A 23755-nucleotide genomic window follows, 5' to 3' on the forward strand; every position below is an offset into this window, starting at 1 on the left:
GCGAGCCCCGCAGTCGCGACCCGAGGGGACGCCGTGAGCGCGAGGAGTGAGCCGGGCTTGCGAGCCCCGCAGTCGCGAACCGAGGGGACGCCGTGAGCGCGAGGAGTGAGCCGGGCTTGCGAGCCCCGCAGTCGCGAACCGAGGGGACGCCGTGACGTGGGGCCGGCTGCCCTGGGCGCTGCTGGCCGTCCTGGTCCTGGCCCAGATCTGCTACCCGCTCACCGGCGGCGCCACCCGGGCCGGGCTCACCGTGGCCACGGTCGGGCTCGGCTGGCTGCTCTCCGTCGGCCACGCCCTGCTCACCCGGGGCACACGCACCGCGCTGGCGCTGGTCGCCGTGGCCACCGGCGGCGGCTTCGCGATCGAGGCGCTCGGCGTGGCCACCGGCTTCCCGTTCGGCAGCTACGACTACTCCGGCGAGCTGGGCCCGAAGCTGGCGGGGGTGCCGCTGGTCATCCCGCTGGCGTGGACCTGGATGGCCTGGCCGGCCTGGCTCGCCGCGGTCCGGCTCACCCGCTCCCGCCCGGCCCGGGTCGCCCTCGCCGCGGTCGGGCTGGCCTCCTGGGACCTCTTCCTCGACCCGCAGATGGTGGCCGAGGGCTACTGGCGCTGGCGGGACGCCGTCCCGGCCCTGCCCGGCCTGCCCGGCATCCCGGTCAGCAACTACCTCGGCTGGCTGCTCTTCGCGGTGCTGCTGACGGCCGCGCTGCGCCCCCTCGCCGGGCCGGCCGTCGACCGCACCGACGCGCGGGACGCGCCGATGTTCGCGCTCTACCTGTGGACGTACGCCTCCAGCGTGCTGGCGCACGCGGTCTTCCTCCGGCTGCCCGCCTCGGCGGCCTGGGGCGCGGCCGGGATGGCGGTGGCCGCCGTGCCGCTGGCGGTGACGCTGCTGCGCGCCCGCCGGCGCCGCGCCGGTGACGGGGTGGCGGAGCCGACCCCCCGGGTCGACGCGCCGGCATGATCCCCGCGCTGGTCCTGGCCGCGGCGGTCGCCGTGCTCACCGCGCACACCGTCGTCAACGCCACCGCCTGGCTGCGCCGCCCCGACGCCGGCCCGGTCGAGGTCACCGAGGCGGTGGCGGTGCTGCTGCCACTGCGCGACGAGGCCGACCGGGTCACCCCGTGCCTGCGCGCGCTGCTCGCCCAGCGCGGCGTGCCGGAGCTGCGGATCGTGGTGCTCGACGACGGCTCGACCGACGGCACCGCCGACGTGGTCCGCGCGGTGGCCGGCGACGACCCGCGGGTCACCCTGCTCACCGGGGTCGCCCCGCCGCCCGGCTGGCTGGGCAAGCCGCACGCCTGCTGGCAGCTCGCCACCCGCACCGGCCCGGCCCCGACCGTGCTGGCCTTCGTCGACGCCGACGTGGTGCTCAGCCCGTACGCGGTCGCCCGGGCGGTGACCGGGCTGCGCGCGGCGGGCGTGGCGCTGCTGTCGCCGTACCCCCGGATCCTGGTGCGGACGGCGGCCGACCGGCTGGTGCAGCCGCTGCTGCAGTGGTTGTGGCTCACCTTCCTGCCGCTGCGCGCCATGGAACGCTCGCCGCGGCCGTCGCTCGCGGCGGCGGGCGGGCAGTTCCTGGTCGTGGACCGGGCCGGCTACCTGCGGGCCGGCGGGCACGCCGCGGTCGCCGACCGGGTCCTGGAGGACATCGAGCTGGCCCGGGCCGTGAAGCGGTCCGGCGGCCGGATCGCCCTGGCCGACGGCTCCCGGCTGGCCGCCTGCCGAATGTACGACAGTTGGCCGCAGCTGCGCGACGGCTACAGCAAGTCGCTCTGGGCCTCCTTCGGGCACCCGGCCGCCGCCGCGGTGGTGGTGGCCCTGCTGCTCCTGCTCTACACCGCTCCCCCGCTGGTCGCGCTCGGTGCCCTGGCGGCCGGCGCGCCGGTCACGGCCGGGCTCGCGCTGGCCGCCTGGCTGCTCGGCGTCGCCGGCCGGGCGGTCAGCGCCCGGGCCACCGGCGGGCGGGCGTGGCCCGACGCGCTGGCACACCCCGTGTCGGTCGTGGTCCTCGGTTGGCTGACCTTCCGGTCGTACCATCTGCGGAAGCGACGCCGGCTCACCTGGCGGGGTCGCCCGGTCGGCTAGGAGGGGGCGGCATGGCGCGGATCGTGGTCATCGGCGCCGGCGTGGGCGGCCTGGCCGCCGCCGCCCGGCTGGCGGTCACCGGGCACGAGGTCACCGTCCTCGAACGGGCCGACACGGTCGGCGGCAAGCTCGGCCGGCACCGGCACGACACCCCCGAGGGGTCGTGGCACTTCGACACCGGGCCGAGCCTGGTCACCCTGCCGCAGGTGTTCCACGACCTGTTCGAGGCGACCGGCGCGAAGCTCGACGAATACCTGGACCTGGTGCCGCTGGACCCGATCGTCCGGCACGTCTTCCCCGGCGGCGGACCCGCCCTGGACTCCTGCGCCGACCCGGCCGAGTTCACCGCCCGCGTCGGCGCGGCGTTCGGCGACCGGGCCGCCGCCGACTGGCAGCGGCTCTGGCGGCGGGCCGGCCGGGTGTGGGCGGCCTCGCACCGGGACGTGCTGCGCCGCACCGTCGACTCCCCCCGGGACCTGGCCGGGCTGGCCTGGCGGCTGGGCGACCTCGCCGCCATCGGCCCCGGCCGCAGCCTGCGCGGGCTGGGCCGCCGGCACCTGTCCGACCCGCGGCTGCGGATGCTGCTCGACCGCTACGCCACCTACACCGGCGCCGACCCGCGCCGCGCCCCGGCCGCGCTGGTCGCCGTCCCCTACGCCGAACTGGCGTACGGCGGCTGGTACCTGCGTGGCGGGCTGGCCACCCTGGCCGACGCGCTGCTGGCGCGCTGCCTGGACCTCGGCGTCGTGGTGCGCACCGGCGCCACGGTCACCCGGATCGACTCGGCCGGCGGCCGGGTCCACGGCGTACGCCTCGCCGGGGTCGCCGCCCCCGTCCCCGCCGACGTGGTGGTGGCCAACGTCGACGCGCTGACCGTCTACCGGGACCTGCTGCCCACCCCGCGCCGGCTGGCCGCGCTCACCGACCGCAGCCTGGCCGGATTCGTGCTGCTGCTCGGCGTCCGCGGCGACTCCGGGCTGGCCCACCACACCGTCTTCTTCCCCCGCGACCACGACGCCGAGTTCGACGCGGTCTTCGGCGACCCGGGGCGGGGGGTCCGTGCCCGGCCCGCGCCCGACCCGACCGTCTTCGTCACCGTGGCCGACGACCCGGCGGTCCGCCCGGCCGGGCACGAGGCGTGGTTCGTGCTGGTCAACGCGGCCCGCCACGGCACCGCCGCGGGCGCGGTCGACTGGCGGCGGCCGGGGCTGGCCGAGGCGTACGCCGACCGGATCCTCGACGTGCTCGCCGAGCGGGGCGTGGACGTGCGGGACCGGCTGGTGTTCCGGGAGATCCGCACCCCGGCCGACCTCGACGCGGCGACCGGCGCGCCGGGCGGGGCCATCTACGGCACCGCGGGCGGCCTGCTCCGCCCGGCCAACCGGGGCCCGGTGGCCGGGCTCTGGCTGGTCGGCGGCTCCAGCCACCCCGGCGGCGGCCTGCCCATGGTCACCCTGTCGGCGGAGATCGTCGCCGACGCCATCGGCCCGGCCTGGTAGGGCGCGGCCGTCGGGCCGGCGTGGATCGGACCGGGGTCAGTCGGCGTCGACCAGGGCGCGGCGGACGGCGGAGAGCAACTGGCCGAGGCCGAAACCGGCCAGCAGCACCCAGACCGTGGTGGCCATGGTGATGGTGCCCGAGGTCAGATCGGTGTCGATCAGCCCGGTGAGCCCGGCGACCACCAGCCCGACCAGGGCCACACACACCCGGGTGGGGCGTTCCCCCACGGTCACCGCCCCGATCTCCCGCATCCCGGCCGACACCGCCCGGGCGCGCACGTACTCGTGCAGCCAGGACAGCCCCCCGGCCGCGGCAACCAGCGCGCCGGGGGCGCCGAGCAGCCAGAACGCGGTCAGCCAGGCGGCCTCGCCGAGCCGGTCGGCCACCGAGTCGTAGACGTAGCCGAGCCGGGTGGTGCGGTTGGTGGCCACCGCCACCGCGCCGTCGACGCTGTCCGCCACCGCCGCGAGCAGCACGAACAGCGCGCCCAGGAACGGCCCGTCGCCGGCCCGCCCCACCAGCAGGGGTACGCAGAGGCAGAGCAGCACCCCGACCACGGTCACCGGGGTGGGGCCGACCCGCAGCCGGCCCAGGATGTAACCCACGTGGTAGGCGAAGCGCAGCCAGGCGCGGACCACCGGCGCGGCCACCCGGGGGTCGAAGCCGCCGTGCAGGCGCGCCCACGCGGTCGCGTACTGGTCCCAGTTCAGCTGTGTGCCCACCACGGATCAACCGTAGAAGGGCCGTGGCGGTGTCGTGGGCCGGGTGCTCACACCCACGCGTCGGCGCGCAGGCGCTGCCAGACCTCCCGCGTGGCGGTGGACCGGTTGAGGGTGATGAAGTGGATGCCGGGCACGCCCTCGTCCAGCAGCTTCGCGCACATCTCGCTCGCCTGCTCGATGCCCAGCCGGCGGACCGCCTCCGGGTCGTCGGCCACCGCGGCGAACCGCTCCGCGAGGGCCGGCGGGAAGGGCGCGCCGGAGAGCTGCACGGACCGCTCGATGGTGCCCAGCTGGGTCACCGGCATCACCCCGGCCAGGATCGGGGTGTCGCAGCCGGCGGCGGCCACCCGGTCCCGCAGCCGCAGGTAGTCGTCGGCGTCGAAGAACATCTGGGTGATCGCGAACTCGGCGCCGGCCCGGCACTTGCGGACGAAGTGCGCGGTGTCGCTGGCCACGTCGGGCGAGCGGGGGTGCTTGTAGGGGAACGCGGCCACCCCGACGCTGAAGTCGCCGGCGTCGCGCACCAGCCGGACCAGCTCCTCGGCGTACCGCACGCCCTCCGGATGCTTGATCCACTCGCCGCCCGGGTTGCCGGGCGGGTCGCCGCGCACGGCCAGCACGTTGCGCACCCCCACCGAGGCCAGCCGGCCGATGACGTGCCGCAGCTCGGCGACCGAGTGGTCGACCGCGGTGAGGTGCGCCATCGGCAGCAGGGTGGTCTCGGTGGCGATCCGCTCGGTCACCGCGACCGTGGTGTCCCGGGTCGAGCCGCCCGCGCCGTAGGTGATCGAGACGAACGAGGGACGCAACGACTCCAGCTCGCGGATGGCCTGCCAGAGCAGGCGCTCCCCCTGCGGGGTCTTCGGCGGGAAGAACTCGAAGGAGAAGGTGGGCCGGGCGTCACGGATCAGCTCCCCGATGGCCGGCTGGGGGTTGGGGAGGACCGAGGGAAGACCGAGCGCCACGGACCGACTGTAACCGGCCGGTCCGGGCCGACCCAGGATCTTCCCAGCCCGCGAGCACGAGGGCGGCGGAGCGTCGTACCCCGGGGGTAGAACGGGGGCAGCGCGGTGGGGCCGGCCGGTGGCCGGTCCCGGGGGGCCCGCGCGGGGGTCGCCACGATCGGCGACGCACGGTCCGGCACCGCCGGGCGTCCGCGTCGCCACCCCCGCCGTCGCCCCCGGGAGGACCCGATGACCCCGTCCCCGCCACCCGGCCCGCGCCTGCTCGGGCCGCTCCTGGCCGAGCTGCGGGCCGCTCGCGGCTGGAGCCAGCAGCGGGTCGCCGCCGAGCTGTGCGCCGCCGCCGGCGTGCCGACCCTGACCCGCCACGAGGTGTCCCGGTGGGAGCGGCAGCGCCGGCTCCCCGGCGACTTCTGGTCCGGCTGGCTGGCGGTGGTCCTCGGGGTGCCGGGCGAACTGCTCGCCGAGGCCGCCGCGCGCAGCCGCCGCCTCCCCCGGCCCGCGGGCGCGGCTGCCGCGCCGGGTGGCCCGCGCCGGCCGGTCCCGCGCCGCCGGGCGGGCGTGACCGCCGCACCGGGTGGCCCGCACCGGCCGCCGGCCCGGCCCAACGTCACGCGCGGCACGCCGGGACGGGGGTCGGGCGTGAGCGGCGGGGACCGGCTAGCGTCGTCGGCGTGACCCACGCTGCTCCCGTGTCCCCCGTCGACCGCGCCGGCCTGCGCCAGCGGATCGACAAGGCCCTCACCGAGTTCCTCGCCGGCCAGCGCGGCTGGCTGACCACCCTCGACGACGGCCTGGTGCCGGTCGCCGAGGCCATCGAGGCGTTCGTGCTGGGCGGTGGGAAGCGACTGCGCCCGGCGTTCGGCTACTGGGGCTACCGGGGCGCCGGCGGGGTCGACTCCGACCAGGTGGTCGCGGCCCTGGCCGCGCTGGAGTTCGTGCAGGCCAGCGCGCTGATCCACGACGACCTCATGGACCGGTCGGACACCCGCCGGGGCGAGCCGGCGGTGCACCGGCGGTTCGCCGCCCGGCACCGCGCGGCCGGCTGGAGCGGCGACCCGGACGGGTTCGGCGACGCGGCGGCCATCCTGCTGGGCGACCTCTGCCTCGTGTGGTCCGACGAGCTGCTGCACTCCGCCGGTCTGGACCCGCGCACGGTGGCCCGGGCCCGGCCGGTCTTCGACGAGATGCGCACCGAGGTGACCGTCGGGCAGTACCTGGACGTGCTCACGCAGGCCACCGGCGACACCTCGCTCGAACGGGCCGGCAAGGTGGCCCGCTACAAGTCGGCGAAGTACACCGTCGAGCGTCCGCTGCTGCTCGGCGCCGCGCTGGCCGACGCGCCGGCCGAGGTGCACGCGGCCTACTCGGCGTACGGGCTGCCGCTGGGCGAGGCGTTCCAGCTCCGCGACGACGTGCTGGGGGTGTTCGGCGACCCGGAGCGCACCGGCAAGCCGGCCGGCGACGACCTGCGCGAGGGCAAGCGGACCTACCTGGTGGCCGCGGCCCTCGAGGCGCTCGACGACGCCGGCCGGGAGCTGCTGCTCGGCGGGCTCGGCGATCCCGGGCTGGACGCCACCGGGGTGGCCCGCCTGCGCGAGCTGATCACGGCGAGCGGCGCGCTGGAGCGCACCGAGCGGCGCATCACGGCCCTCACCGAGAGCGCCCTGGCCGCCCTGACGACGGTGGACCTGGACACCGAGGCCCGCCAGTCCCTGGTCGACCTGGCGATCGCCGCCACCCGCCGCACCGACTGACCCCGACCCGCCCCCCGGGCCCCGGGGGGCGGGTGGGGGTCAGAAGCCCAGGGCCTGGGCGCGGCGCTTGACCTCGCGGGCCTGGTCGCCGGCGAGGGTGGCGGCCGGGGTGGTGCCGGCGAGGGTCGGGTCGGGCTCGTAGAGCCAGCGCAGCGCCTCCTCGTCGTCGTACCCGGCGTCGGCGAGCAGGTTGAGCACGCCGGGCAGGTGCTTGAGCACGGTGTGGTTGGCCACCAGGTCGGCCGGGATCCGGCGGACGCCGTCGCGGCGCACCGCGAGCAGCTCCCGGTCGCGGATCATCTGGTGCACCTTGCTGATCGACAGGTCGAGGCGCTCGGCCACGTCCGGCAGGGTCAGCCAGCCGGCCGGGTCGGTCGGTCCGGGCAGGTCGGCCCCGGTGGTGGCGCTCTCGGCGGGTACGGAATCGGTCACCCGACCACCCTGCCACGTGCCCGGCGGGGCCGGTCGGCGGCACCCCGTACCCCGCCGGACGCGTGCGCCGGTGCCGCCGGGTCGCATGCCGGCTGTAGCATCCTGTTCAACCTTCACCCTCCCGACACATAGACTGCCTGCCGATGGACACACAGGTCGCCGACACGTTGCTGGGCTCGCTGATCGACGGGCGCTACCGCATTCGCGGTCGCGTGGCCCGTGGCGGCATGGCGACCGTGTACACCGCCACCGACGAGCGCCTGGAGCGCACCGTGGCGGTCAAGATCATTCACCCGACCCAGGCGCCCGAGGCCCGGGCCCGGATGGCCGGCTTCGTCGAGCGCTTCACCGACGAGGCGAAGACCATCGCCCGGCTCACCCACCCCAACGTGGTGGCGGTCTACGACCAGGGCAGCCACGCCGGCCTCCCCTACCTGGTGATGGAGTACGTGCGTGGCCGCACGCTGCGCGACGTGCTCGCCGAGCGGCGCCGCCTCAACCCCGACGAGACGCTGGCCATCGCCGAGCAGATGCTCGCCGCGATCGCCGCCGCGCACCGGGCCGGCCTGGTCCACCGCGACGTCAAGCCGGAGAACGTGCTGGTCGCCGAGCCGCCCACCGGCGGCACCACCACCCTGGTGGACAGCGTGGTCAAGGTGGCCGACTTCGGGCTGGCCCGCGCGGTCGAGGCGAGCGCCGAGGAGGAGAACGGCAACCAGCTCATGGCCACCGTGGCCTACGTGGCGCCGGAGCTGGTCACCCAGGGCCACGCGGACCCGCGCACCGACGTCTACTCCGCCGGCATCGTGCTGTTCGAGATGCTCACCGGCCGGGTGCCCTACGACGGCGACCGCCCCGTGGAGGTGGCCTGGCAGCACGTCGACCGGGACGTGCCGGCCCCGTCGACCCTGGTGCCGGCGCTGCCCCCGGTCCTCGACCGGCTGGTCGCCCGGGCCACCCGGCGCGACCCCGCCGCCCGCCCGGCCGACGCCGGCGCGCTGCTCACCGAGGTGCAGGCCGCGCGGGACGAACTGGGCAACGGCACGCACACCGCGGTGCTGCGGCCGGTGGGCGACGAGACGAGCGTGCTCTCGCAGCCCACCATGGTGGTGGCGGCGGTCCGCCCGGCCGAGCGCCCCGCCTGGGCCCGGCTGCCCGAGGGCGGCGCCCAGCGCCCGCACCGCCGCCGCGCCGTCGAGGACGAGGGCCTGGGCGCCCGGCTGGGCGAGCTGCGTACCCGGGTGATGGGCTCGCCGCGCGGCCGGCTGGCGGTCGCCGCGGCGGCCGTGGTGCTCGGCCTGGTGGCCGCCGTCGGCGGCTGGTGGTTCGGGGTGGGCCGCTACACGGTCGCCCCGCAGCTCGTGAGCCTGACCAAGGTTGACGCGGAGGCGCAGGCCACCCGGGGCGGCTTCATCCTGCGCTACGCCGAGCCCCGCTACGACGAGAAGATCCCCAAGGACACGGTGCTGGGCCAGGACCCGGTCTCCGCCACCCGGATCGTCAAGGGCGGCACGATCACCCTGACCCTGTCGCTCGGTCCGGAGCGGCTGCCGGTGCCGGACGTGGTGGGCAAGGACTTCGCGCTGGCCCAGGCCGAGCTGAGCGACGCGAAGCTGGTGCCGGTCAAGGGCGGCTCCCGCTACGACGACGCGCTGCCGGCCGGGGTGGTGCTGGCCACCGACCCGAAGGTCGGCGCGGTGGTCAAACCGGGCGCGAAGGTGACGGTAGTCCTGAGCAAGGGCCGCGCGCCGGCGACCGTGCCGAACCTGGTGGGCAAGAATCTCGGCGAGGCCCGCGCCATCCTCGGCCGGCTGGGGCTGACCCCGGTCGAGACGTACAAGGACTCCGACAAGCCGAAGGACGAGGTCCTCGGCCAGAGCCCGGCCGACGGCACCGGCGTGGAGAAGGGCGCCCAGGTCAAGCTGGACGTCAGCAAGGGCCCCGCCCAGGTGCCCGTCCCCCGGGTGGTCGACCTGCCGTGCCAGCAGGCCAAGCAGGTGCTGGAGAGCCAGGGCTTCCCGGTCAACATCCAGCTCAACCCCAACGGGGTGGCCCGCTTCCAGAACCCGGGCGAGAACACCCCGGTGCCACCGGGCACCCCGGTCACGGTGACCTGCCTGTGAGCGAGCGACCCGTGGGGCTCAGCGGCACGCGACGGCGGGTCGGCTCGCACACCCCCACCTCCGGCGGCCTGGCCAAGGCGGCGCTGCCCTACGCCGACGCGGCCGCCTCCGAGGCCGTGCAGGTCTACGTCTCCAACTCGCGGGGCTGGGCGCTGCCGGCGGGCGACCCGAAGCAGGACGTGCTGTTCCGGGACGGCTGCGGCGAGCGCGGCCTGCCGGTCTTCATCCACGCCTCGCTGCTGGTCAACCTCGGCTCCCCCACCCCGGCCACGGTCGAGCGGTCGGCGGAGACCCTGGCCCACGCGCTGCGCCGGGGCCGGGCCATCGGCGCCGAGGCCGTGGTGTTCCACGCCGGCAGCGCCGTCGACGCGGGTCACGCCGAGGCGGCCATGCGGCAGGTCCGGGAGGCCCTGCTCCCGCTGCTCGACGAGGCCGCGGCGACCGGCGGGCCGATGCTGCTGGTCGAGCCGAGCGCCGGGGGTGGCCGGTCACTGGCCTCCCGGGTCGAGCACCTGGGCCCCTACCTGGACGCGGTGGACCGCCACCCGATGCTGGGCGTCTGCTTCGACACCTGCCACGCCTGGGCGGCCGGGCACGACCTGGCCGCCGAGGGCGGGATGACCGCCACGCTGGACGCGCTGGTCACCGCGGTGGGCGCGGACCGGCTGAAGCTGGTGCACGCGAACGACTCGAAGGACCTGTGCGGCTCCACCCGGGACCGGCACGAGAGCATCGGCAAGGGCACCATCGGCGAGCCGGCGTTCGCGGAGCTGATGCGCCACCCCGCCACCGCCGGCGTCCCCGTCCTGGTGGAAACCCCCACCGAGAAGCACGTGGGCCACGCCGCCGACATAGCAACCCTGAAGCGCCTCCACCCCTGACCCCACCAACCCCGCGCACGGCGCACGCCCACCCGCCCACGCCCGGGTTGATCAAGAAGTTCGCGTCGGGATCCGCGTCGCGGGCGACGCAAACTCCTTGATCAACAAGCCGTCGGGCGTGGGTCAGGCGCGGAGGAGGGTCGTCAGGATCTCGGCGGCCTGGTCGATCTGGCCGTCGGTGACGTCCAGGTGGGTGACCAGGCGGGCGGTACGCGGGCCGAGCACCGAGATCAGCAGGCCCCGCTCCCGGGCGGCGGCCGCCAGGGCGGGCGCGTCGAGCGGATGCTTGGCCAGGTCGAGCGGGACGATGTTGGTCCGCACCACGGTCGCGAGCACCCCGTACGGGGCGACGGCCTCGGCCAGCCGGGCGGCCTTGGCGTGGTCCTCGGCGAGCCGCTCGACGTGGTGGGCCAGCGCGTACCGGCCGGCGGCCGCGAGGATGCCGACCTGCCGCATGCCGCCACCCATCCGCTTGCGGACGAACCGCGCCCGGGCGATCTTCTCGGCGCTGCCGACCACCAGCGAGCCGACCGGGGCGCCGAGGCCCTTGGAGAGGCAGACCGAGAGGGTGTCGAACAGCGCGCCGTACCCGGCCAGCGGCACCCCGTCGGCGACGTGCGCGTGCCAGATCCGGGCGCCGTCGCAGTGCAGGGCGAGACTGTGGTCGTCGGCGACCCGGCGCAGCTCCCGCAGGGTCGCGAGGGGGATCACCCCGCCGCCGCCCCGGTTGTGGGTCTGCTCGACGGCGATGGCCCGGGTCGGCACCGCGAAGTAGCCGTCGGGCCGGACCATCCCGGCGACCACCTCGGGGTCGACCTCCGCGCCCACGGCCGGCCAGGTCCGCGAGGAGATCCCGCCGTACGCCGCCGCGGCGCCGATCTCGTAGGTGACCACGTGCGCGTCGGCGTCGCAGAGCAACTCGTCCCCGGGTGGGACGACGAGCTGCAGGGCGATCTGGTTGGCCATCGAGCCGCTCGGGGCGAACAGCGCCGCCTCGTGTCCGAAGAGCGCCGCGACCTCGGCCTCCAGGGCGGCGACGGTCGGGTCCTCCCCGTAGACGTCGTCGCCGACCTCGGCGGTCGCCATGGCCTCGCGCATCCCGGCGGTGGGCCGGGTCACGGTGTCCGAACGAAGATCAATGAACTCAGCCACAGTTGTCCTTTCGGCTGCCGACTGCGGGGCTCGCAAGCTCACTCCTCGCGTCAGCCACGGAGCATCTCCGCAACCAGAAAGGCCAGCTCCAGCGACTGCTGGGTGTTCAGTCGCGGGTCGCAGGCGGTTTCGTACCGGTCGGGCAGATCGAGGTCCTCGATGCCCTGGGCGCCGCCCAGGCACTCGGTGACGTCCTCGCCGGTCAGCTCGACGTGCAGGCCGCCCGGGTGGGTCTCCAGGCCGCGGTGCACCTCGAAGTAGCCGAGCACCTCGTCGACGATCCGGTCGAAGTGCCGGGTCTTGTAGCCGTTGGAGGACTCGTGGGTGTTGCCGTGCATCGGGTCGCACTGCCAGACGACCTTGGCGCCGGCGGCGGTGACCTTGGCGACGATCGGCGGCAGGGCGTCCCGGACCCGGTGGTTGCCCATCCGGCTGATCAGGGTGAGCCGGCCGGGGATGTTGTCCGGGTTGAGCTTCTCGCACAGCTCGATGGCCTCGTCCGGGGTGGTGGTCGGGCCGAGCTTGACGCCGATCGGGTTGGCGATCCGGGAGATGAAGTCGAGGTGCGCGCCGTCGAGCTGCCGGGTCCGCTCGCCGACCCAGAGGAAGTGCCCGGACAGCCCGTACGCCCGGTTGCCGGAGATCCGGGTGAGCGCCCGGTCGTACTCCAGCGCCAGCGCCTCGTGGGAGCAGTAGAGGGTGACGGTGCGCAGCGCCTCGTCGTCGGTCATCCCGCAGGCCCGGATGAAGGCCAGCGCCCGGTCGATCTCCCGGGCGATCGCCTCGTAGCGTTCACCGGCCGGGGACTGCTTCACGAAGCCCTTGTTCCAGTCGTGCACCGCGTGCAGGTCGGCCAGCCCGCCCGCCAGGTACGCCCGGAGCATGTTCATGGCGGCGGCGGAGTTCGCGTACGCCCGGATCATGCGCTGCGGGTCGGCGACCCGCGCCTCCGGCGTGGCCTCCAGCGAGTTGATCATGTCGCCGCGGTAGGCCGGGAGGCCGCGCGCGTCGGTGGGCAGCGAGCGGGGCTTGGTGTACTGGCCGGCGACCCGGGCCACCTTGACCACCGGCAGCGACGCGCCGTAGGTCAGCACGATGGCCATCTGGAGCAGGGTGCGGGCGTTGGCCAGCAGGTGGCTCTCGGTGTTGTCGGCGAAGGTCTCCGCGCAGTCGCCGCCCTGGAGCAGGAACGCCTTGCCCTCGCAGACCAGCGCCAGCCGCTGCCGGAGCTGGTCGACCTCGTAGGGGGCGACCACGGAGGGCACGGTGTCCAGCACCTTGCAGACCTCGGCGACCTGCTCCTGGTCCGGCCAGGGCGGGGTCTGCGCGCGCGGCAGCTCCCGCCAGCGGTCCAGGCCGAGGGCCGCGTCCTCGGCGGAGTCGGCGGTCGGGCGACTGGTCTGGAGCCCCGGGCTGCCCACGGCGGGGTGACTCAGCTGATGCCACTCATGGCGCATGGGAGAAAGCGTACGGCGACGGCCGGGGCCGCCCGCCGCCGAGGGGGACGGTTCCGGTGGTTGGGAGATCAGCGACACATCCCGGGGCCGCCGCAGGTCGGGGCGGCTGCGGGGTCAGGGGGTGACGCCGGGCGCCGGGGTGTTGCCGCCCGGCGCCTCGCCGGAGATGCACCAGTCGGCGCCGGTGCGGGTGACCGTGAACAGCAGCGAGCGGGTGGCCTTGCGGGATCCGACGGCCACGCTCACCGACGTGGTCACCTCCTCGCCGTGCGGGCCGGACCGGACGTCGGTGATGGTGGCCTGCGGGACCGTGAAGTGGTCGGCGAAGTCGCCGTTCGGCCCGGTGGCGGCGCCGTCGAAGGCGGTCTGCATGGGCGCGCAGAGCTGGCTGCGGCCCGCGTCGACGTCCTTGGCCGCCATCGCGTCGAGGTACGCCTGGACCCGCTCCCGGCTCTTGGCCGCCGCCTCCTCGGCCGGCGCCCGCTGGGACTGGCTGGCCGGGCCGCCCGGGGCGTCGTCCCCGTCGCCGAGGCCGCAGCCGGCCAGCGTGACCGGCAGGAGCGCGAGCAGGGCCACGCCGGCCACCGCCCTCGGGTGCGTCAGGCCCATCGGTCTCCTTCCATCGGCGCGGACATCGGGACATGCCGAGCGGCGAGTCTGTCACATCGACGTCGCCGGATGCCGGCCCGCGGGGGCGTCGATGGCCGCCGCCACCGGATCCTCGACGATCCTGCCATCCTCGCCCGGATCGTCCCGGCCGGCCAGAGCGGCACGCGGACCGGCCTCACCCGGGGGGCCGTGGACGCCGGGCGGGCCGGCGCCGACAATGGCGTACCCCCCAAGGAGGTGACGGTCATCCTCGCCGTGGCATCGGTCGACACCGCCAGGTTGCCCCCGGCCGAGCGGTTCGACTTCTGGCAGGACGTCGTGGCCCGCGAGTCGGTGGCCGCCCGGATCAGCAGCGCGCACGCGGCCGACTTCGCCGCCTCGGCCCGGGCCGTCGACCTGGGCGTGGTCCGGCTCGGCGCCTGGCGGTACCCGTCGCTGGAGCTGGCCCGCACCCCACGGCTGATCCGCAGCTCGGACCCGGAGCTCTACCAGCTCGCCCTGCCGCTGAACGGCCACGGCGTGGTGTCGCAGCAGCGGCGGTCGGGCCGGCTCGGCCCGTCCGGCTTCGCCCTCATCGACACCGTCCGCCCGCACGGCTCCCGGCACGCGCCGGACCGCACCGCGGGGCCGCTGGAGACGCTGACCGTGCTGGTGCCGCACCGGGCGCTGCCGCTGCCCCCGCACCGGGCGGCGGCGCTGCTCGCCGCGGAGATCCCCGCCGACACCGGGATGGGCGCCCTGTTGGCCGCCTTCCTGCGCCGGCTGGTGGCCCACCCCGAGCAGTACGACGCCTCGGACGCGCCGCGGCTCGACCGGATCGCCCTGGACCTGATCGCCGGCACCCTGGCCGGACATCTGGAGGCGGAACGGGAACTCCCGGTGGAGGTACGGGTCACCGGCCTGCGGGCCCGGGTGGAGGCGTGGATCCGGGAGCACCTGGCTGACCCCGGGCTCACCCCGACCGTCGTGGCGGAGGCGCACCACCTCTCGGTGCGTTCACTGCACCGGCTCTTCGACGACGCCGGCACGAGCGTGGGGGCCCTGATCCGCACGGCCCGGCTGGACGGTTGCTTCCGGGATTTGGCCGACCCGGGGCTCCGGCACCTCGCCGTCCACCAGGTCGCCGCCCGCTGGGGCTTCCGGGATCGGGCGCACTTCAGCCGGGCGTTCCGTGCCGCGTACGGGCTCTCACCCCGGGAGCACCGCGCCCGCAGCATCCGTACCTGAACGAAAACCGTGCGGGAAGGGGCCGGTGCGGCCCCTCCCCGCCGGGTGGGTGGTGCGTCGGCCTCCGGCTCAGCCGAGACCGCCCTTGATGGCGCCGATGAGCTCACCGTTGCTGGTGTCTCCGGAGAGCTCCCAGAAGAACGCGCCACCGAGGCCCTGGTTCTTCGCGTACGTCATCTTGCCGCCGATGGTCGCCGGGGTGTCGTAGCTCCACCAGTTGCTGCCGCACTTGGCGTAGGCGGTGCCGCCGACCGTGCCGGTGGCCGGGCAGCTGTTCTTGAGCACCTTGTAGTCCTCGATGCCCTGCTCGTAGGTGCCGGGCGCCGGGCCGGTGGCGGTGCCGCCGGGGGCGCTCTGGGTCACGCCGGTCCAGCCCCGGCCGTAGAAGCCGACGCCGAGCAGCAGCTTGTCCGAGGGCACTCCCTTGGACTTGAGCTTCTGGATGGCCGCGTCGGACCAGAAGCCCTGCTGCGGGATCCCGGTGTACGAGTAGAGCGGCGAGTGCGGCGCGGTCGGCCCCTGCGCGTTGAAGGCGCCGAAGTAGTCGTATGTCATCGGCATGAGCCAGTTGAGGTACGGCGCCGCGCCGGCGTAGTCGGCCGCGTCGATCTTGCCGCCGTTGCTGCCGTCCGCGGTGATCGCCGAGGTGACCAGGAAGCTGCTGCCGAACTTGCTCCGCAGCGCGCTGACCACGTTCTTGAACGCGTTCGGGCCGCTGCTGTCGCACTGGAGGCCGCAGGCGTTCGGGTACTCCCAGTCGACGTCGATGCCGTCGAAGACGTCCGCCCAGCGCGGGTCCTTGACCAGGGCGTAGCAGGAGTCCGCGAACGCGGCCGGGTTCTGCGCGGCCTGGGTGAAGCCGGCCGACCAGGTCCAGCCGCCGAAGGACCAGAGGACCTTCAGGTTCGGGTACATCTTCTTGAGCTTGCGCAGCTGGTTGAAGCTGCCGCGCAGCGGCTGGTCCCAGGTGTCGGCCACGCCGTCGACGCTGTCCGCCGCGGTGTACGCCTTGTCGTAGTCGGCGTAGCTGTCACCGATGCTGCACCGGCCGCCGGTGGTGTTGCCGAAGGCGTACAGGATGTGGGTGAGCTTGGCCGCGGACCCGCTGGTGTGGATGTTCTTCACGTGGTAGTTCCGGCCGTAGACGCCCCACTCGGCGAAGTAGCCGACCACCTTCTTGCCCCCGGTCGGCGGGGTGGTGGTGGGCGGCGTCGTGGTCGGCGGGGTGGTGGTCGGCGGCGTCGTGGTGGGCGGGGTGGTGGTCGGCGGCGTCGTGGTGGGCGGGGTCGTCGTCGGAGGAGTGCCGCCGCCGGAGCAGGACGCGCCGTTGACCGTGCAGGTCAGCGGCGCCTTGTACGCCCCGACGCCGTTGTAGCCCCAGCTGAAGCTGGCGCCCGGGGCGAGCGGCCCGGCCCAGCTCTTCTTGACCGCCACGTAGTGGTTGCCGCTGCTGGTGACGTCGGCGTCCCAGGAGCTGCTGATGGTGGTGCCGGCGGGCAGGTCGAACTCGACGCGCCAGGTGGCGACGCTGGCGCTCGTGCCGTTGGTGACGGTCACCCGCGCTTCGTGACCGGTCCCCCAGTCCTGCACCTTGGTGAATGTGGCGGTGACGCTGCCCGCGGCGGAGGCGGTCGCCATCGGCACCGCCGCGACCGCGAGCGCAACCACGGCGCCGGTGGCCCACAGGGCCCGGCGGAGCGATCTCTTCATACGGCGTCTCCCCAAACAGTTAGGAAACTTTCCAGATTGGATGCTGAGACGCTACTCAGGCGTCACCACTTCGTCAAGATGTAGATGCATCGATTCCTCGGGTCCGGTGTCGACCGAGGCCCGCGGCCCCGTAGCCTCGTGCCATGACCGTTTTCGACGTGCAGATCGACGCCCTCGCCGGCGGCCCGGCCGACCTCGGGCGCTACCGCGGCCGCGCCCTGCTGGTGGTCAATGTGGCCTCCCGCTGCGGCCTCACCCCGCAGTACGCCGGCCTCCAGGCCCTCGCCGACGAGTACGCGGACCGGGGCCTGACCGTGCTCGGCGTGCCGTGCAACCAGTTCGCCGGCCAGGAGCCGGGCAGCGCCGCCGAGATCGAGGAGTTCTGCCAGGTCAACTACGGCGTGACGTTCCCGCTGACGGAGAAGGTCGACGTCAACGGACCGCACCGGCACCCGCTCTACGCCGGGCTGGTGTCCACTCCGGATGCCGAGGGGCACACCGGTGACGTGCGGTGGAACTTCGAGAAGTTCCTCGTCGCGCCGGACGGCACGGTGGCGGCCCGGTTCGCCCCGACGGTGACCCCGGACGCCCCCGAGCTGCGCGCCGCCGTCGAGAAGGTGCTGCCGGTCGGCTGACGCCGCCTTGTAGGGAACCTTCCTTGACCGCCCATCGAGCTGTAGCTAAGTTTCAATGACTTCCGGGACGAGGAGGTCATGATGGAGCGCAGAAGGTTCCTGGCCGGCGCCGGTGCGGTCACCGCGGGCGCGGTGGTCGCGACGGGCCCGGGCACGCCGGGGCAGGCGGTGCCCGGCATCCGCCGGGTGGCGACCGGCCTGGACGTGCTTGTCGGTTCCGATTTCGCGGCACTGGCCGGCCAGCGGGTGGGGGTGGTGTCCAACCCCACGGGCGTGGACTCGGCCTACCGCCATCTGGTCGACCTCATGCACGAGTCCGGCGGCGTGCAGGTCGTGGCGGCGTTCGGCCCCGAACACGGTTTCCGCGGGTCGGCCCAGGCCGGCGGCAGCGAGGGCACCGGGACGGACGCCCGCACCGGCATCACGGTCTACGACGCGTACGGCGCCAGCCAGGCCAAGTGGGAGAGCCTGTTCACGTCCGCCGGCGTGGACACGGTCGTCTTCGACATCCAGGACGTGGGCGCCCGCTTCTACACGTACATCTGGACGATGTACACGTCGATGGTCGCGGCGGCCCGGGTCGGCAAGCGGTACGTCGTGCTGGACCGGCCCAACCCGGTCGGCGGGCGGGCACGCGGGCCGATGATGACGCCCGCCTTCACCTCGGGCGTGGGGCTGAAGGAGATCGTCCAGCAGCACGGCATGACCGTCGGCGAGCTGGCCCGGTTCTTCAACACGGAGTTCCTGCCCGCCGACGCCGGAGGCCCGGTCGAGCTGGAGGTGGTGCGGTGCCGGAACTGGAAGCGTGACCGGCTCGCCGCCGACACCGACCTGCCGTGGGTGATGCCCAGCCCGAACATGCCGACGCCGGACACGGCGCTGGTCTACCCCGGCACCTGCCTGTTCGAGGGCGTCGCCTCGATCACCGAGGGCCGGGGCACCTGCCGCCCGTTCGAGCTGATCGGCGGGCTCGCCGACGACTTCGACCACCACTGGGGAGATCGGCTCAACGCCCGGAACCTGCCGGGTGTCGAGTTCCGGGAGGCGTACTTCTCCCCGACCGCGGCGGGGCAGAAGCCGGCCCTGCTGAACAAGCTGTGCGCCGGCGTCGAGGTCAAGGTCGTCGACCGGGCGGTCTACGACCCGATCCGCACGGCGGTGGCCATGCTGGTGGAGGCGCACAAGTACCCGGCGTTCGCCTGGCGGTTCGACTCGTACGACGCCGTCCGGCCGTACTGGGTGGACAAGCTGACCGGCTCGCCCCGGCTGCGCACCATGATCGACGCCGGAGCCGACGTGGACGACGTGGTCGGCGCCTGGGCCGCCGAGCTGGCGGCCTTCGAGCGGAAGCGGCGCCCGTACCTGCTCTACTGAGCCGACGACGGGCCCGGGGTGCCCCGCACCCCGGGCCCCACGCCGGTCAGCCCGCGGCGGAGCGGAAGACCGGGTAGTAGCCGCCGGACTGTCCCGCGGCCGTCGGGTGGTACGAGACCGTGAGGTTCAGGACGTTCAACGCGTGCAGCCACTTCGTGCCGTAGCTGCACAGCTGGTGGCCCACGAAGATCGAGCGGACGTCGGCGAACGTGAAGCCGGCCGAGGTGGCCGCCGTGCGGGTGATGTCGTCGACCAGGTTGATCCCCTCGTTGATCTTCGCCCGCGAGGTGGCGCTCAGCCCGACGCAGACCGTCCCGAGCTGGTAGAAGACCGGGTAGCCGACCACCACGACCCGGGCGGAGGGCGCCCGGCTCCGGATGCCGTTGTAGACGGTCGCCAGCTTGCCGGGAAGCTGCGTGCGGGCCTTGTCCTCGGCGGCCTGGATCGCCGCCACGCACTGGGCCTCACCCTGGAGCACGCAGGTGCTCATGATGCTGGCGAAGCCGACGTCGTTGCCGCCGATGGTGACGCTGACCAGCGTGGTGGTCGAGGAGAGCGCGGAGAGCTGGTTGTTGATGACGTCCGTGGTGGTCGCGCCGGAGCAGGCGACCGAACGGTACGAGGCCGGCCTGATGTTGGTGTTGTAGAGCGCCGGGTAGGCGTTGTTGCTGCGCAGGCAGGACCCGCTCTCGGAGGTGTAGCTGTCGGCACCGACGCCGGAGGCGTACGAGTCACCGAGAGCGACGTAGCGGTCGGCCGGGGCCGCCTGGGCGGGGGCGGCCAGGGTCAGCGTGATGCCGAACGAGGTGGCGAGGGTCAGGGCGAGGGTGGCAAGACGGGATCTCCGCACGTCGCACTCCTGGGGGTGGGAAGTGGTGGTGAGAGATAGATATCAATGAATCGGATCCCGGCGGAAGATCAACATTTCGCGCCCGCTGCCCATAGACCCTTATCACTACAAACCATTGCCGAGATGCTGAGCATGACTGAAGATTTTCGCCACGGGGCGACGGCGGCGCACCTCGCGCCGGACGTGAGAGTTATAGGCTGAGCCGGTGATTCGGGCTGTGATCGTGGACGTTGACGACACCCTGTGCCTCACACAGGCCGCTTCGTTCGCGTTGGAGAACGAAGTTCTGGCGGAGCTGGGCCGGCCTCCGATGCCCCGGCACGTGCATCTGTCCACCTGGGGCGAGCCACTGCTGGACGCCATGCCCAAAAGGTCGCCCGGCCTCGACCTGCCCCGTTTCTCGGCGCTCTATCGGCGCGCGCTGGAACGGCACATCGCCGACGGTCGTCTGGATCTCATCCCGCCGGAGAACCTTCGCGCGCTGGACGAGTTCGTGCGGCATGGTCGGGCGGTGTTCCTGCTGACGTCGCGGACCGAGGACGAGGTCCGGCACATGTTGGAGGCCGACCACGTCCTGGCTGAACGAGTCAGCGGCATCTACCATGCCGGCAACACGCGTTTCCGCAAGCCGGATCCGCGGGCCTTCGACGAATTACTGGCTGCGACGGGAATACCGCCACGCCAATGCGTCTATGTGGGGGATTCACCGGGCGACGCACTGGCCGCCGGCGGTGCGGGCCTACATTTCGTCGGCTGCCTGCAGAGCGGCGTCCGGAAACCGGCGGACTTCGACTCCCGTTACGTCGACGCCTTCATCGATGCCTTTTCCGACATCGTCGGTGTGGTCCAACAACTCGACCAGTTCACTGCCGACGCCGGCCCGGTGGCCGACGAGCAGGTGACGCAGCAAGCCGGATGACGTCTGCGTACTAGGCTCGGCGGGTGCGGTTGATCACCGGTCACGACATGACGGCGGCCGAGCGGCGCCTCGACGGGCGGCTGGTCCGCACCCCGCTGCTGGACGCGCCGGTCCTCGGCGCCGACCTGGGCCTCCGGCTCGCCGTGAAGGCCGAGAACCTCCAGCACACCGGGAGCTTCAAGGTCCGCGGCGCCACCAACGCCCTGCTCGCCCACGCCGAACGCCACGGCACACCGGCCGGGCTGGTGGCGTTCTCCGCCGGCAACCACGCGATCGCCGTGGCCCACGTGGCCCGCGCGGCCGGGCTGCCCGCGGTGGTCTGCATGCCGCCGCACGCGGTGCCCGGCAAGCTGGCCACGGTCCGCCGGCTCGGCGCCGAGGCGGTGCTCACCGACGACCTGCTGGCCACCGCGGAGGCGGTCGCCGCCGAGCGCGGCTTCCACCTGCTCGCACCCTTCGACGACCCGGACGTGATCGCCGGTCAGGCCACCGTCGGGCGGGAGATCCTGGCCGACGGCCCGCCCCCGGACCTCGTGCTCGTGCCGGTGGGTGGCGGAGGGCTGATCAGCGGGATCGCCGCGGCGATCCGGGCCGGGTCACCGGGGACGCGGATCGTCGGGGTGGAGCCGGACGGGGCCAACGCCATGTCGTACGCGCTGCGGACCGGGGTCCGCACCTTGCCGGCCCGGCCCGCCTCGGTCGCCGACGGCCTCGCCGCCCCGTTCGCCGGGCGGCACACCCTGGCGCACGTCCGGGCGCTGGTCGACGCGGTGGTCGAGGTGCCGGAGGCGGCCGTGCTGCCCGCCTGGGCCGAACTGGTGGAGGCCACGAAGCTGCTGGTGGAGCCGGCCGCCGCGGTCACCCTGGCGGCGCTGCGGGTGGGGCTGGTCGAGGTGGCGCCCGGCGAGCGGACCGTCCTGGTGCTCAGCGGCGGCAACGTCGCGCCGGCCGTGCTGGCCACCCTGGGCTGACAGGTCGGACCGTGCGGCGACGGCCCCCGCCCGTTCAGACCGGGCGGCGGCCGGCGAAGCCGCACTCCACCCGGTGGTACCAGCGGATGTCGGGGTCCCCCTCCAGCCAGCACCAGAGGACCGCCCGGCCCTCCCGCTCGCCGGGGAAGTCGAGCAGCACCGGGGCGATCCCCTTGACCTGGATGCCGTGCTGGTGGAACTCCTCCACGAGGGCGTGCAGCCGGGCCTCCAGGGCCTTCACCTCGGCGAGCCCACCGAGGACGCTGGCCCCGTGGTCGGCCAGGTCCATCCGCAGTTCGGCCAGGTCGGCGCGGAGCCGGATCAGCTCGTTGACGCGCGGCCGCAGGGTGGCCACCAGGTGTCGCGCCTGGGCGAGAGTGAACACCGCGCCAGTATGGGGCACGCCGGGACATCCCCTCCGGGTCGCCGTGCCGGCGGGGTCAGTCGGCCTGGGCGGCGAGTTCGCGGGCCCGGTCGCGGGCCGCTTCGAGGGCCGCCAGCATGGCCGCGCGGACGCCGTGGTTCTCCAGCTCCCGGATCGCGGAGATGGTGGTGCCGGCCGGCGAGGTGACCGCCTCGCGGAGCTTCACCGGGTGCTCGCCGGAGTCGCGCAGCATCACCGCCGAGCCGATGGCGGTCTGCACGATCAGCTCGTGCGCCACCTGCCGGGGCAGGCCGAGCAGGATGCCCGCGTCGACCATGGCCTCGACGAGCAGGTAGAAGTACGCCGGGCCGGAGCCGGAGAGGGCGGTCACCGCGTCCTGCTGGGACTCGGGCACCCGGAGGGTGGCGCCGAGCGGCTTGAACATCTCCTCGGCCAGGGCCAGGTGCGCGCCGGTGGCGTGCGCGCCCGGCGAGATCGCGGTCATCGCCTCGTCGACCAGGGCCGGGGTGTTGGTCATCACCCGCACCACCGGGGTGCCCTCGGGCAGCCGGCGGTTGAAGAAGGCGGTGGGCAGGCCGGCGCAGAGCGAGATGACCAGCTTGTCGGCGGGCACCTTCGGGCCGATCTCGTCCAGCAGCGCCGCCGCGTCCTGCGGCTTGACCGAGATGGCGAGCACCTCGGCCTCGTCCACCGCGGCCAGGTTGTCCACCACCCGGACGCCGTACCGGGCGGCCAGTTCCTCGGCGCGGGCGGGTCGCCGGGCGGTGGCGAGCAGCCGCTCGACCGGCCAGCCGGAGCGGAGCAGCCCGGAGAGCATCAGCTCACCGATCTTGCCCGCGCCGATCACCGCGACCGTGTGCACCTCCGGTGCCATGAGCCGTACCCCTCTCGGTGGAGGTGCGGCGCGGCGGGGCCTCGCCGGAGGACCCGCCGCGCCGCCCGCCGTCGGTCAGCTGCCGAAGAAGACCTCGGCCTCGGCGTACCGCTCCAGCGGCACGGTCTTCAGCTCCCGGGTGGCCTCGGCCAGGGGGACGCGGACGATGTCCGTGCTCTGCATCGCGACCATCTTGCCCCAGTCGCCCTCGTTCGCGGCGTCGATGGCGTGCAGGCCGAGCCGGGTGGCGAGCACCCGGTCGAACGCGGTCGGGGTGCCGCCGCGCTGGATGTGGCCGAGGACCACGGTGCGGGCCTCCTTGCCGGTCTTCGCCTCCAGCTGCTCGGCGAGCCACTGGCCGATGCCGCCGAGGCGGACGTGGCCGAACGCGTCGAGCTCCTGGTTGTGCAGCACCATCTGGCCGTCCAGCGGCTGGGCGCCCTCGGCGACCACGACGATCGGGGCGTACTGGTGCTGGAAGCGCTTCTCGACGTAGCCGGCGACCTGCTCGACGTCGAACTGCCGCTCGGGCAGCAGGATCACGTTGGCGCCGCCGGCGAGGCCGGCGTGCAGGGCGATCCAGCCGGCGTGCCGGCCCATCACCTCGACGACCAGCGTGCGGTGGTGGCTCTCCGCCGTGGTGTGCAGCCGGTCGATCGCCTCCATGGCGATGTTCACGGCGGTGTCGAAGCCGAAGGTGTAGTCGGTGGCGCCGAGGTCGTTGTCGATGGTCTTCGGCACGCCGATGACGTGGACGCCCAGCTCGTGGAGCTTGGTGGCGACCCCGAGGGTGTCCTCGCCGCCGATCGCGATGAGCGCGTCCACGCCCTGCGCGCCGAGGTTGTCCTTGATCCGCTCCACGCCGCCGTCGATCTTGAACGGGTTGGTCCGGGACGAGCCGAGGATGGTGCCGCCGCGCGGCAGGATGCCACGGACGTCCGCGATGCCCAGCGGCCTGGACAGGCCCTCCAGCGGACCCTTCCAGCCGTCCCGGAAGCCCACGAACTCGTGACCGTAGGTGGCGACGCCCTTGCGGACCACCGCCCGAATCACCGCATTGAGACCTGGGCAGTCGCCGCCGCCGGTGAGCACGCCGATACGCATGATCTGCTCATCCTCCTGGAGCA

23 protein-coding genes are annotated in these 23755 nt (G+C 74.3%); 12 read left to right on the forward strand and 11 right to left on the reverse strand.

The features are described from left to right. Positions 1–151: 151 nt before the first annotated feature. The 3 genes from ABZS80_RS23885 to crtI are packed head-to-tail and all read left to right on the forward strand — an operon-like array spanning position 152 to position 3587. Entirely contained in the window at positions 152–964 is an 813-nt protein-coding gene (locus tag ABZS80_RS23885; RefSeq protein ID WP_355059114.1) for a carotenoid biosynthesis protein, read from the forward strand. Continuing rightward, positions 961–2088: a glycosyltransferase family A protein gene (locus ABZS80_RS23890; protein WP_355059116.1), complete on the forward strand. Its 1128-nt coding sequence runs from the start codon at positions 961–963 to the stop codon at positions 2086–2088. Before ABZS80_RS23885 ends, ABZS80_RS23890 begins: the two co-directional genes overlap by 4 nt. 11 nt (positions 2089–2099) lie before the next feature. Then, positions 2100–3587: a phytoene desaturase family protein gene (gene crtI / locus ABZS80_RS23895; protein WP_355059118.1), complete on the forward strand. Its 1488-nt coding sequence runs from the start codon at positions 2100–2102 to the stop codon at positions 3585–3587. Between the two features lie 36 nt (positions 3588–3623). Here the strand turns inward: crtI and ABZS80_RS23900 are convergent, their stop codons facing one another. Both ABZS80_RS23900 and metF read right to left on the reverse strand, forming a co-directional pair. After that, the gene (locus ABZS80_RS23900) at positions 3624–4313 is read right to left on the reverse strand and encodes a CDP-alcohol phosphatidyltransferase family protein (protein ID WP_355059120.1); all 690 of its coding nucleotides are present in this window, start codon (positions 4311–4313) and stop codon (positions 3624–3626) included. A 44-nt stretch (positions 4314–4357) separates the two neighbouring features. Next, the gene (gene metF / locus ABZS80_RS23905; protein WP_151465600.1) at positions 4358–5275 is read right to left on the reverse strand and encodes a methylenetetrahydrofolate reductase [NAD(P)H]; all 918 of its coding nucleotides are present in this window, start codon (positions 5273–5275) and stop codon (positions 4358–4360) included. 228 nt (positions 5276–5503) lie between these two features. Here metF and ABZS80_RS23910 point away from each other — a divergent pair, with 228 nt between their 5' ends. Continuing rightward, entirely contained in the window at positions 5504–5950 is a 447-nt protein-coding gene (locus ABZS80_RS23910; protein WP_355059122.1) for a helix-turn-helix transcriptional regulator, read from the forward strand. Further along, the gene (locus ABZS80_RS23915; RefSeq protein ID WP_151465861.1) at positions 5947–7029 is read left to right on the forward strand and encodes a polyprenyl synthetase family protein; all 1083 of its coding nucleotides are present in this window, start codon (positions 5947–5949) and stop codon (positions 7027–7029) included. Before ABZS80_RS23910 ends, ABZS80_RS23915 begins: the two co-directional genes overlap by 4 nt. Before the next feature lie 39 nt (positions 7030–7068). On the opposite strand, the gene ABZS80_RS23920 is transcribed toward ABZS80_RS23915, so the two are convergent. Next, positions 7069–7416, reverse strand: coding sequence for an Rv2175c family DNA-binding protein (locus tag ABZS80_RS23920; RefSeq protein ID WP_355059255.1), 348 nt, complete (start codon positions 7414–7416; stop codon positions 7069–7071). Positions 7417–7604: 188 nt separating this feature from the next. On the opposite strand from ABZS80_RS23920, the gene pknB reads away from it, so the two are divergent. Both pknB and ABZS80_RS23930 read left to right on the forward strand, forming a co-directional pair. Beyond that, entirely contained in the window at positions 7605–9584 is a 1980-nt protein-coding gene (pknB, locus tag ABZS80_RS23925; protein ID WP_355059125.1) for a Stk1 family PASTA domain-containing Ser/Thr kinase, read from the forward strand. Next, entirely contained in the window at positions 9581–10465 is an 885-nt protein-coding gene (locus tag ABZS80_RS23930) for a deoxyribonuclease IV (protein WP_355059127.1), read from the forward strand. The genes pknB and ABZS80_RS23930 overlap by 4 nt, the downstream gene beginning before the upstream one ends. Before the next feature lie 123 nt (positions 10466–10588). Here the strand turns inward: ABZS80_RS23930 and ABZS80_RS23935 are convergent, their stop codons facing one another. The 3 genes from ABZS80_RS23935 to ABZS80_RS23945 all read right to left on the reverse strand — a co-directional run bounded on the left by ABZS80_RS23935 (position 10589) and on the right by ABZS80_RS23945 (position 13683). Further along, a complete protein-coding gene (locus ABZS80_RS23935) occupies positions 10589–11563 on the reverse strand; it encodes a GntG family PLP-dependent aldolase (RefSeq protein WP_355059257.1) in 975 nt (324 codons plus the stop codon). 104 nt (positions 11564–11667) lie between these two features. Beyond that, complete coding sequence (locus ABZS80_RS23940; RefSeq protein WP_151465666.1) at positions 11668–13074, reverse strand: class II 3-deoxy-7-phosphoheptulonate synthase; 1407 nt, start codon at positions 13072–13074, stop codon at positions 11668–11670. A 114-nt stretch (positions 13075–13188) separates the two neighbouring features. Then, a complete protein-coding gene (locus ABZS80_RS23945) occupies positions 13189–13683 on the reverse strand; it encodes a hypothetical protein (RefSeq protein ID WP_355059129.1) in 495 nt (164 codons plus the stop codon). A 69-nt stretch (positions 13684–13752) separates the two neighbouring features. Between ABZS80_RS23945 and ABZS80_RS23950 the strand changes: the two genes are divergently transcribed. Beyond that, positions 13753–14910: a helix-turn-helix domain-containing protein gene (locus ABZS80_RS23950; RefSeq protein WP_355059131.1), complete on the forward strand. Its 1158-nt coding sequence runs from the start codon at positions 13753–13755 to the stop codon at positions 14908–14910. A gap of 69 nt (positions 14911–14979) precedes the next feature. On the opposite strand, the gene ABZS80_RS23955 is transcribed toward ABZS80_RS23950, so the two are convergent. Next, on the reverse strand, positions 14980–16620 hold the full coding sequence (locus ABZS80_RS23955) for a glycosyl hydrolase family 18 protein (protein WP_355059133.1): 1641 nt from the start codon (positions 16618–16620) through the stop codon (positions 14980–14982). 143 nt (positions 16621–16763) lie between these two features. Between ABZS80_RS23955 and ABZS80_RS23960 the strand changes: the two genes are divergently transcribed. Then, a complete protein-coding gene (locus ABZS80_RS23960) occupies positions 16764–17255 on the forward strand; it encodes a glutathione peroxidase (protein WP_355059135.1) in 492 nt (163 codons plus the stop codon). 81 nt (positions 17256–17336) lie between these two features. Then, the gene (locus ABZS80_RS23965) at positions 17337–18629 is read left to right on the forward strand and encodes a DUF1343 domain-containing protein (protein WP_355059137.1); all 1293 of its coding nucleotides are present in this window, start codon (positions 17337–17339) and stop codon (positions 18627–18629) included. Positions 18630–18675: 46 nt separating this feature from the next. Here ABZS80_RS23965 and ABZS80_RS23970 read toward each other — a convergent pair whose 3' ends face one another. Then, entirely contained in the window at positions 18676–19479 is an 804-nt protein-coding gene (locus ABZS80_RS23970; protein ID WP_355059139.1) for an SGNH/GDSL hydrolase family protein, read from the reverse strand. Positions 19480–19684: 205 nt separating this feature from the next. On the opposite strand from ABZS80_RS23970, the gene ABZS80_RS23975 reads away from it, so the two are divergent. Beyond that, a complete protein-coding gene (locus ABZS80_RS23975) occupies positions 19685–20398 on the forward strand; it encodes an HAD-IA family hydrolase (protein WP_355059140.1) in 714 nt (237 codons plus the stop codon). A gap of 23 nt (positions 20399–20421) precedes the next feature. After that, entirely contained in the window at positions 20422–21369 is a 948-nt protein-coding gene (locus tag ABZS80_RS23980; RefSeq protein ID WP_355059141.1) for a threonine/serine dehydratase, read from the forward strand. Positions 21370–21403: 34 nt separating this feature from the next. Here ABZS80_RS23980 and ABZS80_RS23985 read toward each other — a convergent pair whose 3' ends face one another. The 3 genes from ABZS80_RS23985 to ABZS80_RS23995 form a co-directional block, all read right to left on the reverse strand. Then, complete coding sequence (locus ABZS80_RS23985; protein ID WP_151461223.1) at positions 21404–21754, reverse strand: DUF2203 domain-containing protein; 351 nt, start codon at positions 21752–21754, stop codon at positions 21404–21406. Between the two features lie 55 nt (positions 21755–21809). Beyond that, entirely contained in the window at positions 21810–22628 is an 819-nt protein-coding gene (gene proC, locus ABZS80_RS23990) for a pyrroline-5-carboxylate reductase (RefSeq protein WP_355059143.1), read from the reverse strand. Positions 22629–22703: 75 nt separating this feature from the next. Then, the gene (locus ABZS80_RS23995; RefSeq protein ID WP_355059259.1) at positions 22704–23732 is read right to left on the reverse strand and encodes a 6-phosphofructokinase; all 1029 of its coding nucleotides are present in this window, start codon (positions 23730–23732) and stop codon (positions 22704–22706) included. Between the last annotated feature and the right edge of the window lie 23 nt (positions 23733–23755).

Source organism: Micromonospora sp. NPDC005305 (assembly GCF_040607315.1).
Classification (GTDB): domain Bacteria; phylum Actinomycetota; class Actinomycetes; order Mycobacteriales; family Micromonosporaceae; genus Micromonospora.

Bases quoted from the DNA above. Each gene is read 5' to 3' on its own strand.
- ABZS80_RS23890 (WP_355059116.1), top strand. From the start codon at position 961: ATGATCCCCGCGCTGGTCCTGGCCGCGGCGGTCGCCGTGCTCACCGCG.
- crtI (WP_355059118.1), top strand. From the start codon at position 2,100: ATGGCGCGGATCGTGGTCATCGGCGCCGGCGTGGGCGGCCTGGCCGCC.
- ABZS80_RS23910 (WP_355059122.1), top strand. From the start codon at position 5,504: ATGACCCCGTCCCCGCCACCCGGCCCGCGCCTGCTCGGGCCGCTCCTG.
- pknB (WP_355059125.1), top strand. From the start codon at position 7,605: ATGGACACACAGGTCGCCGACACGTTGCTGGGCTCGCTGATCGACGGG.
- ABZS80_RS23935 (WP_355059257.1), bottom strand. From the start codon at position 11,563: ATGCGCGAGGCCATGGCGACCGCCGAGGTCGGCGACGACGTCTACGGG.
- ABZS80_RS23940 (WP_151465666.1), bottom strand. From the start codon at position 13,074: ATGCGCCATGAGTGGCATCAGCTGAGTCACCCCGCCGTGGGCAGCCCG.
- ABZS80_RS23945 (WP_355059129.1), bottom strand. From the start codon at position 13,683: ATGGGCCTGACGCACCCGAGGGCGGTGGCCGGCGTGGCCCTGCTCGCG.
- ABZS80_RS23950 (WP_355059131.1), top strand. From the start codon at position 13,753: ATGCCGGCCCGCGGGGGCGTCGATGGCCGCCGCCACCGGATCCTCGAC.
- ABZS80_RS23955 (WP_355059133.1), bottom strand. From the start codon at position 16,620: ATGAAGAGATCGCTCCGCCGGGCCCTGTGGGCCACCGGCGCCGTGGTT.
- ABZS80_RS23960 (WP_355059135.1), top strand. From the start codon at position 16,764: ATGACCGTTTTCGACGTGCAGATCGACGCCCTCGCCGGCGGCCCGGCC.
- ABZS80_RS23965 (WP_355059137.1), top strand. From the start codon at position 17,337: ATGGAGCGCAGAAGGTTCCTGGCCGGCGCCGGTGCGGTCACCGCGGGC.
- proC (WP_355059143.1), bottom strand. From the start codon at position 22,628: ATGGCACCGGAGGTGCACACGGTCGCGGTGATCGGCGCGGGCAAGATC.
- ABZS80_RS23995 (WP_355059259.1), bottom strand. From the start codon at position 23,732: ATGCGTATCGGCGTGCTCACCGGCGGCGGCGACTGCCCAGGTCTCAAT.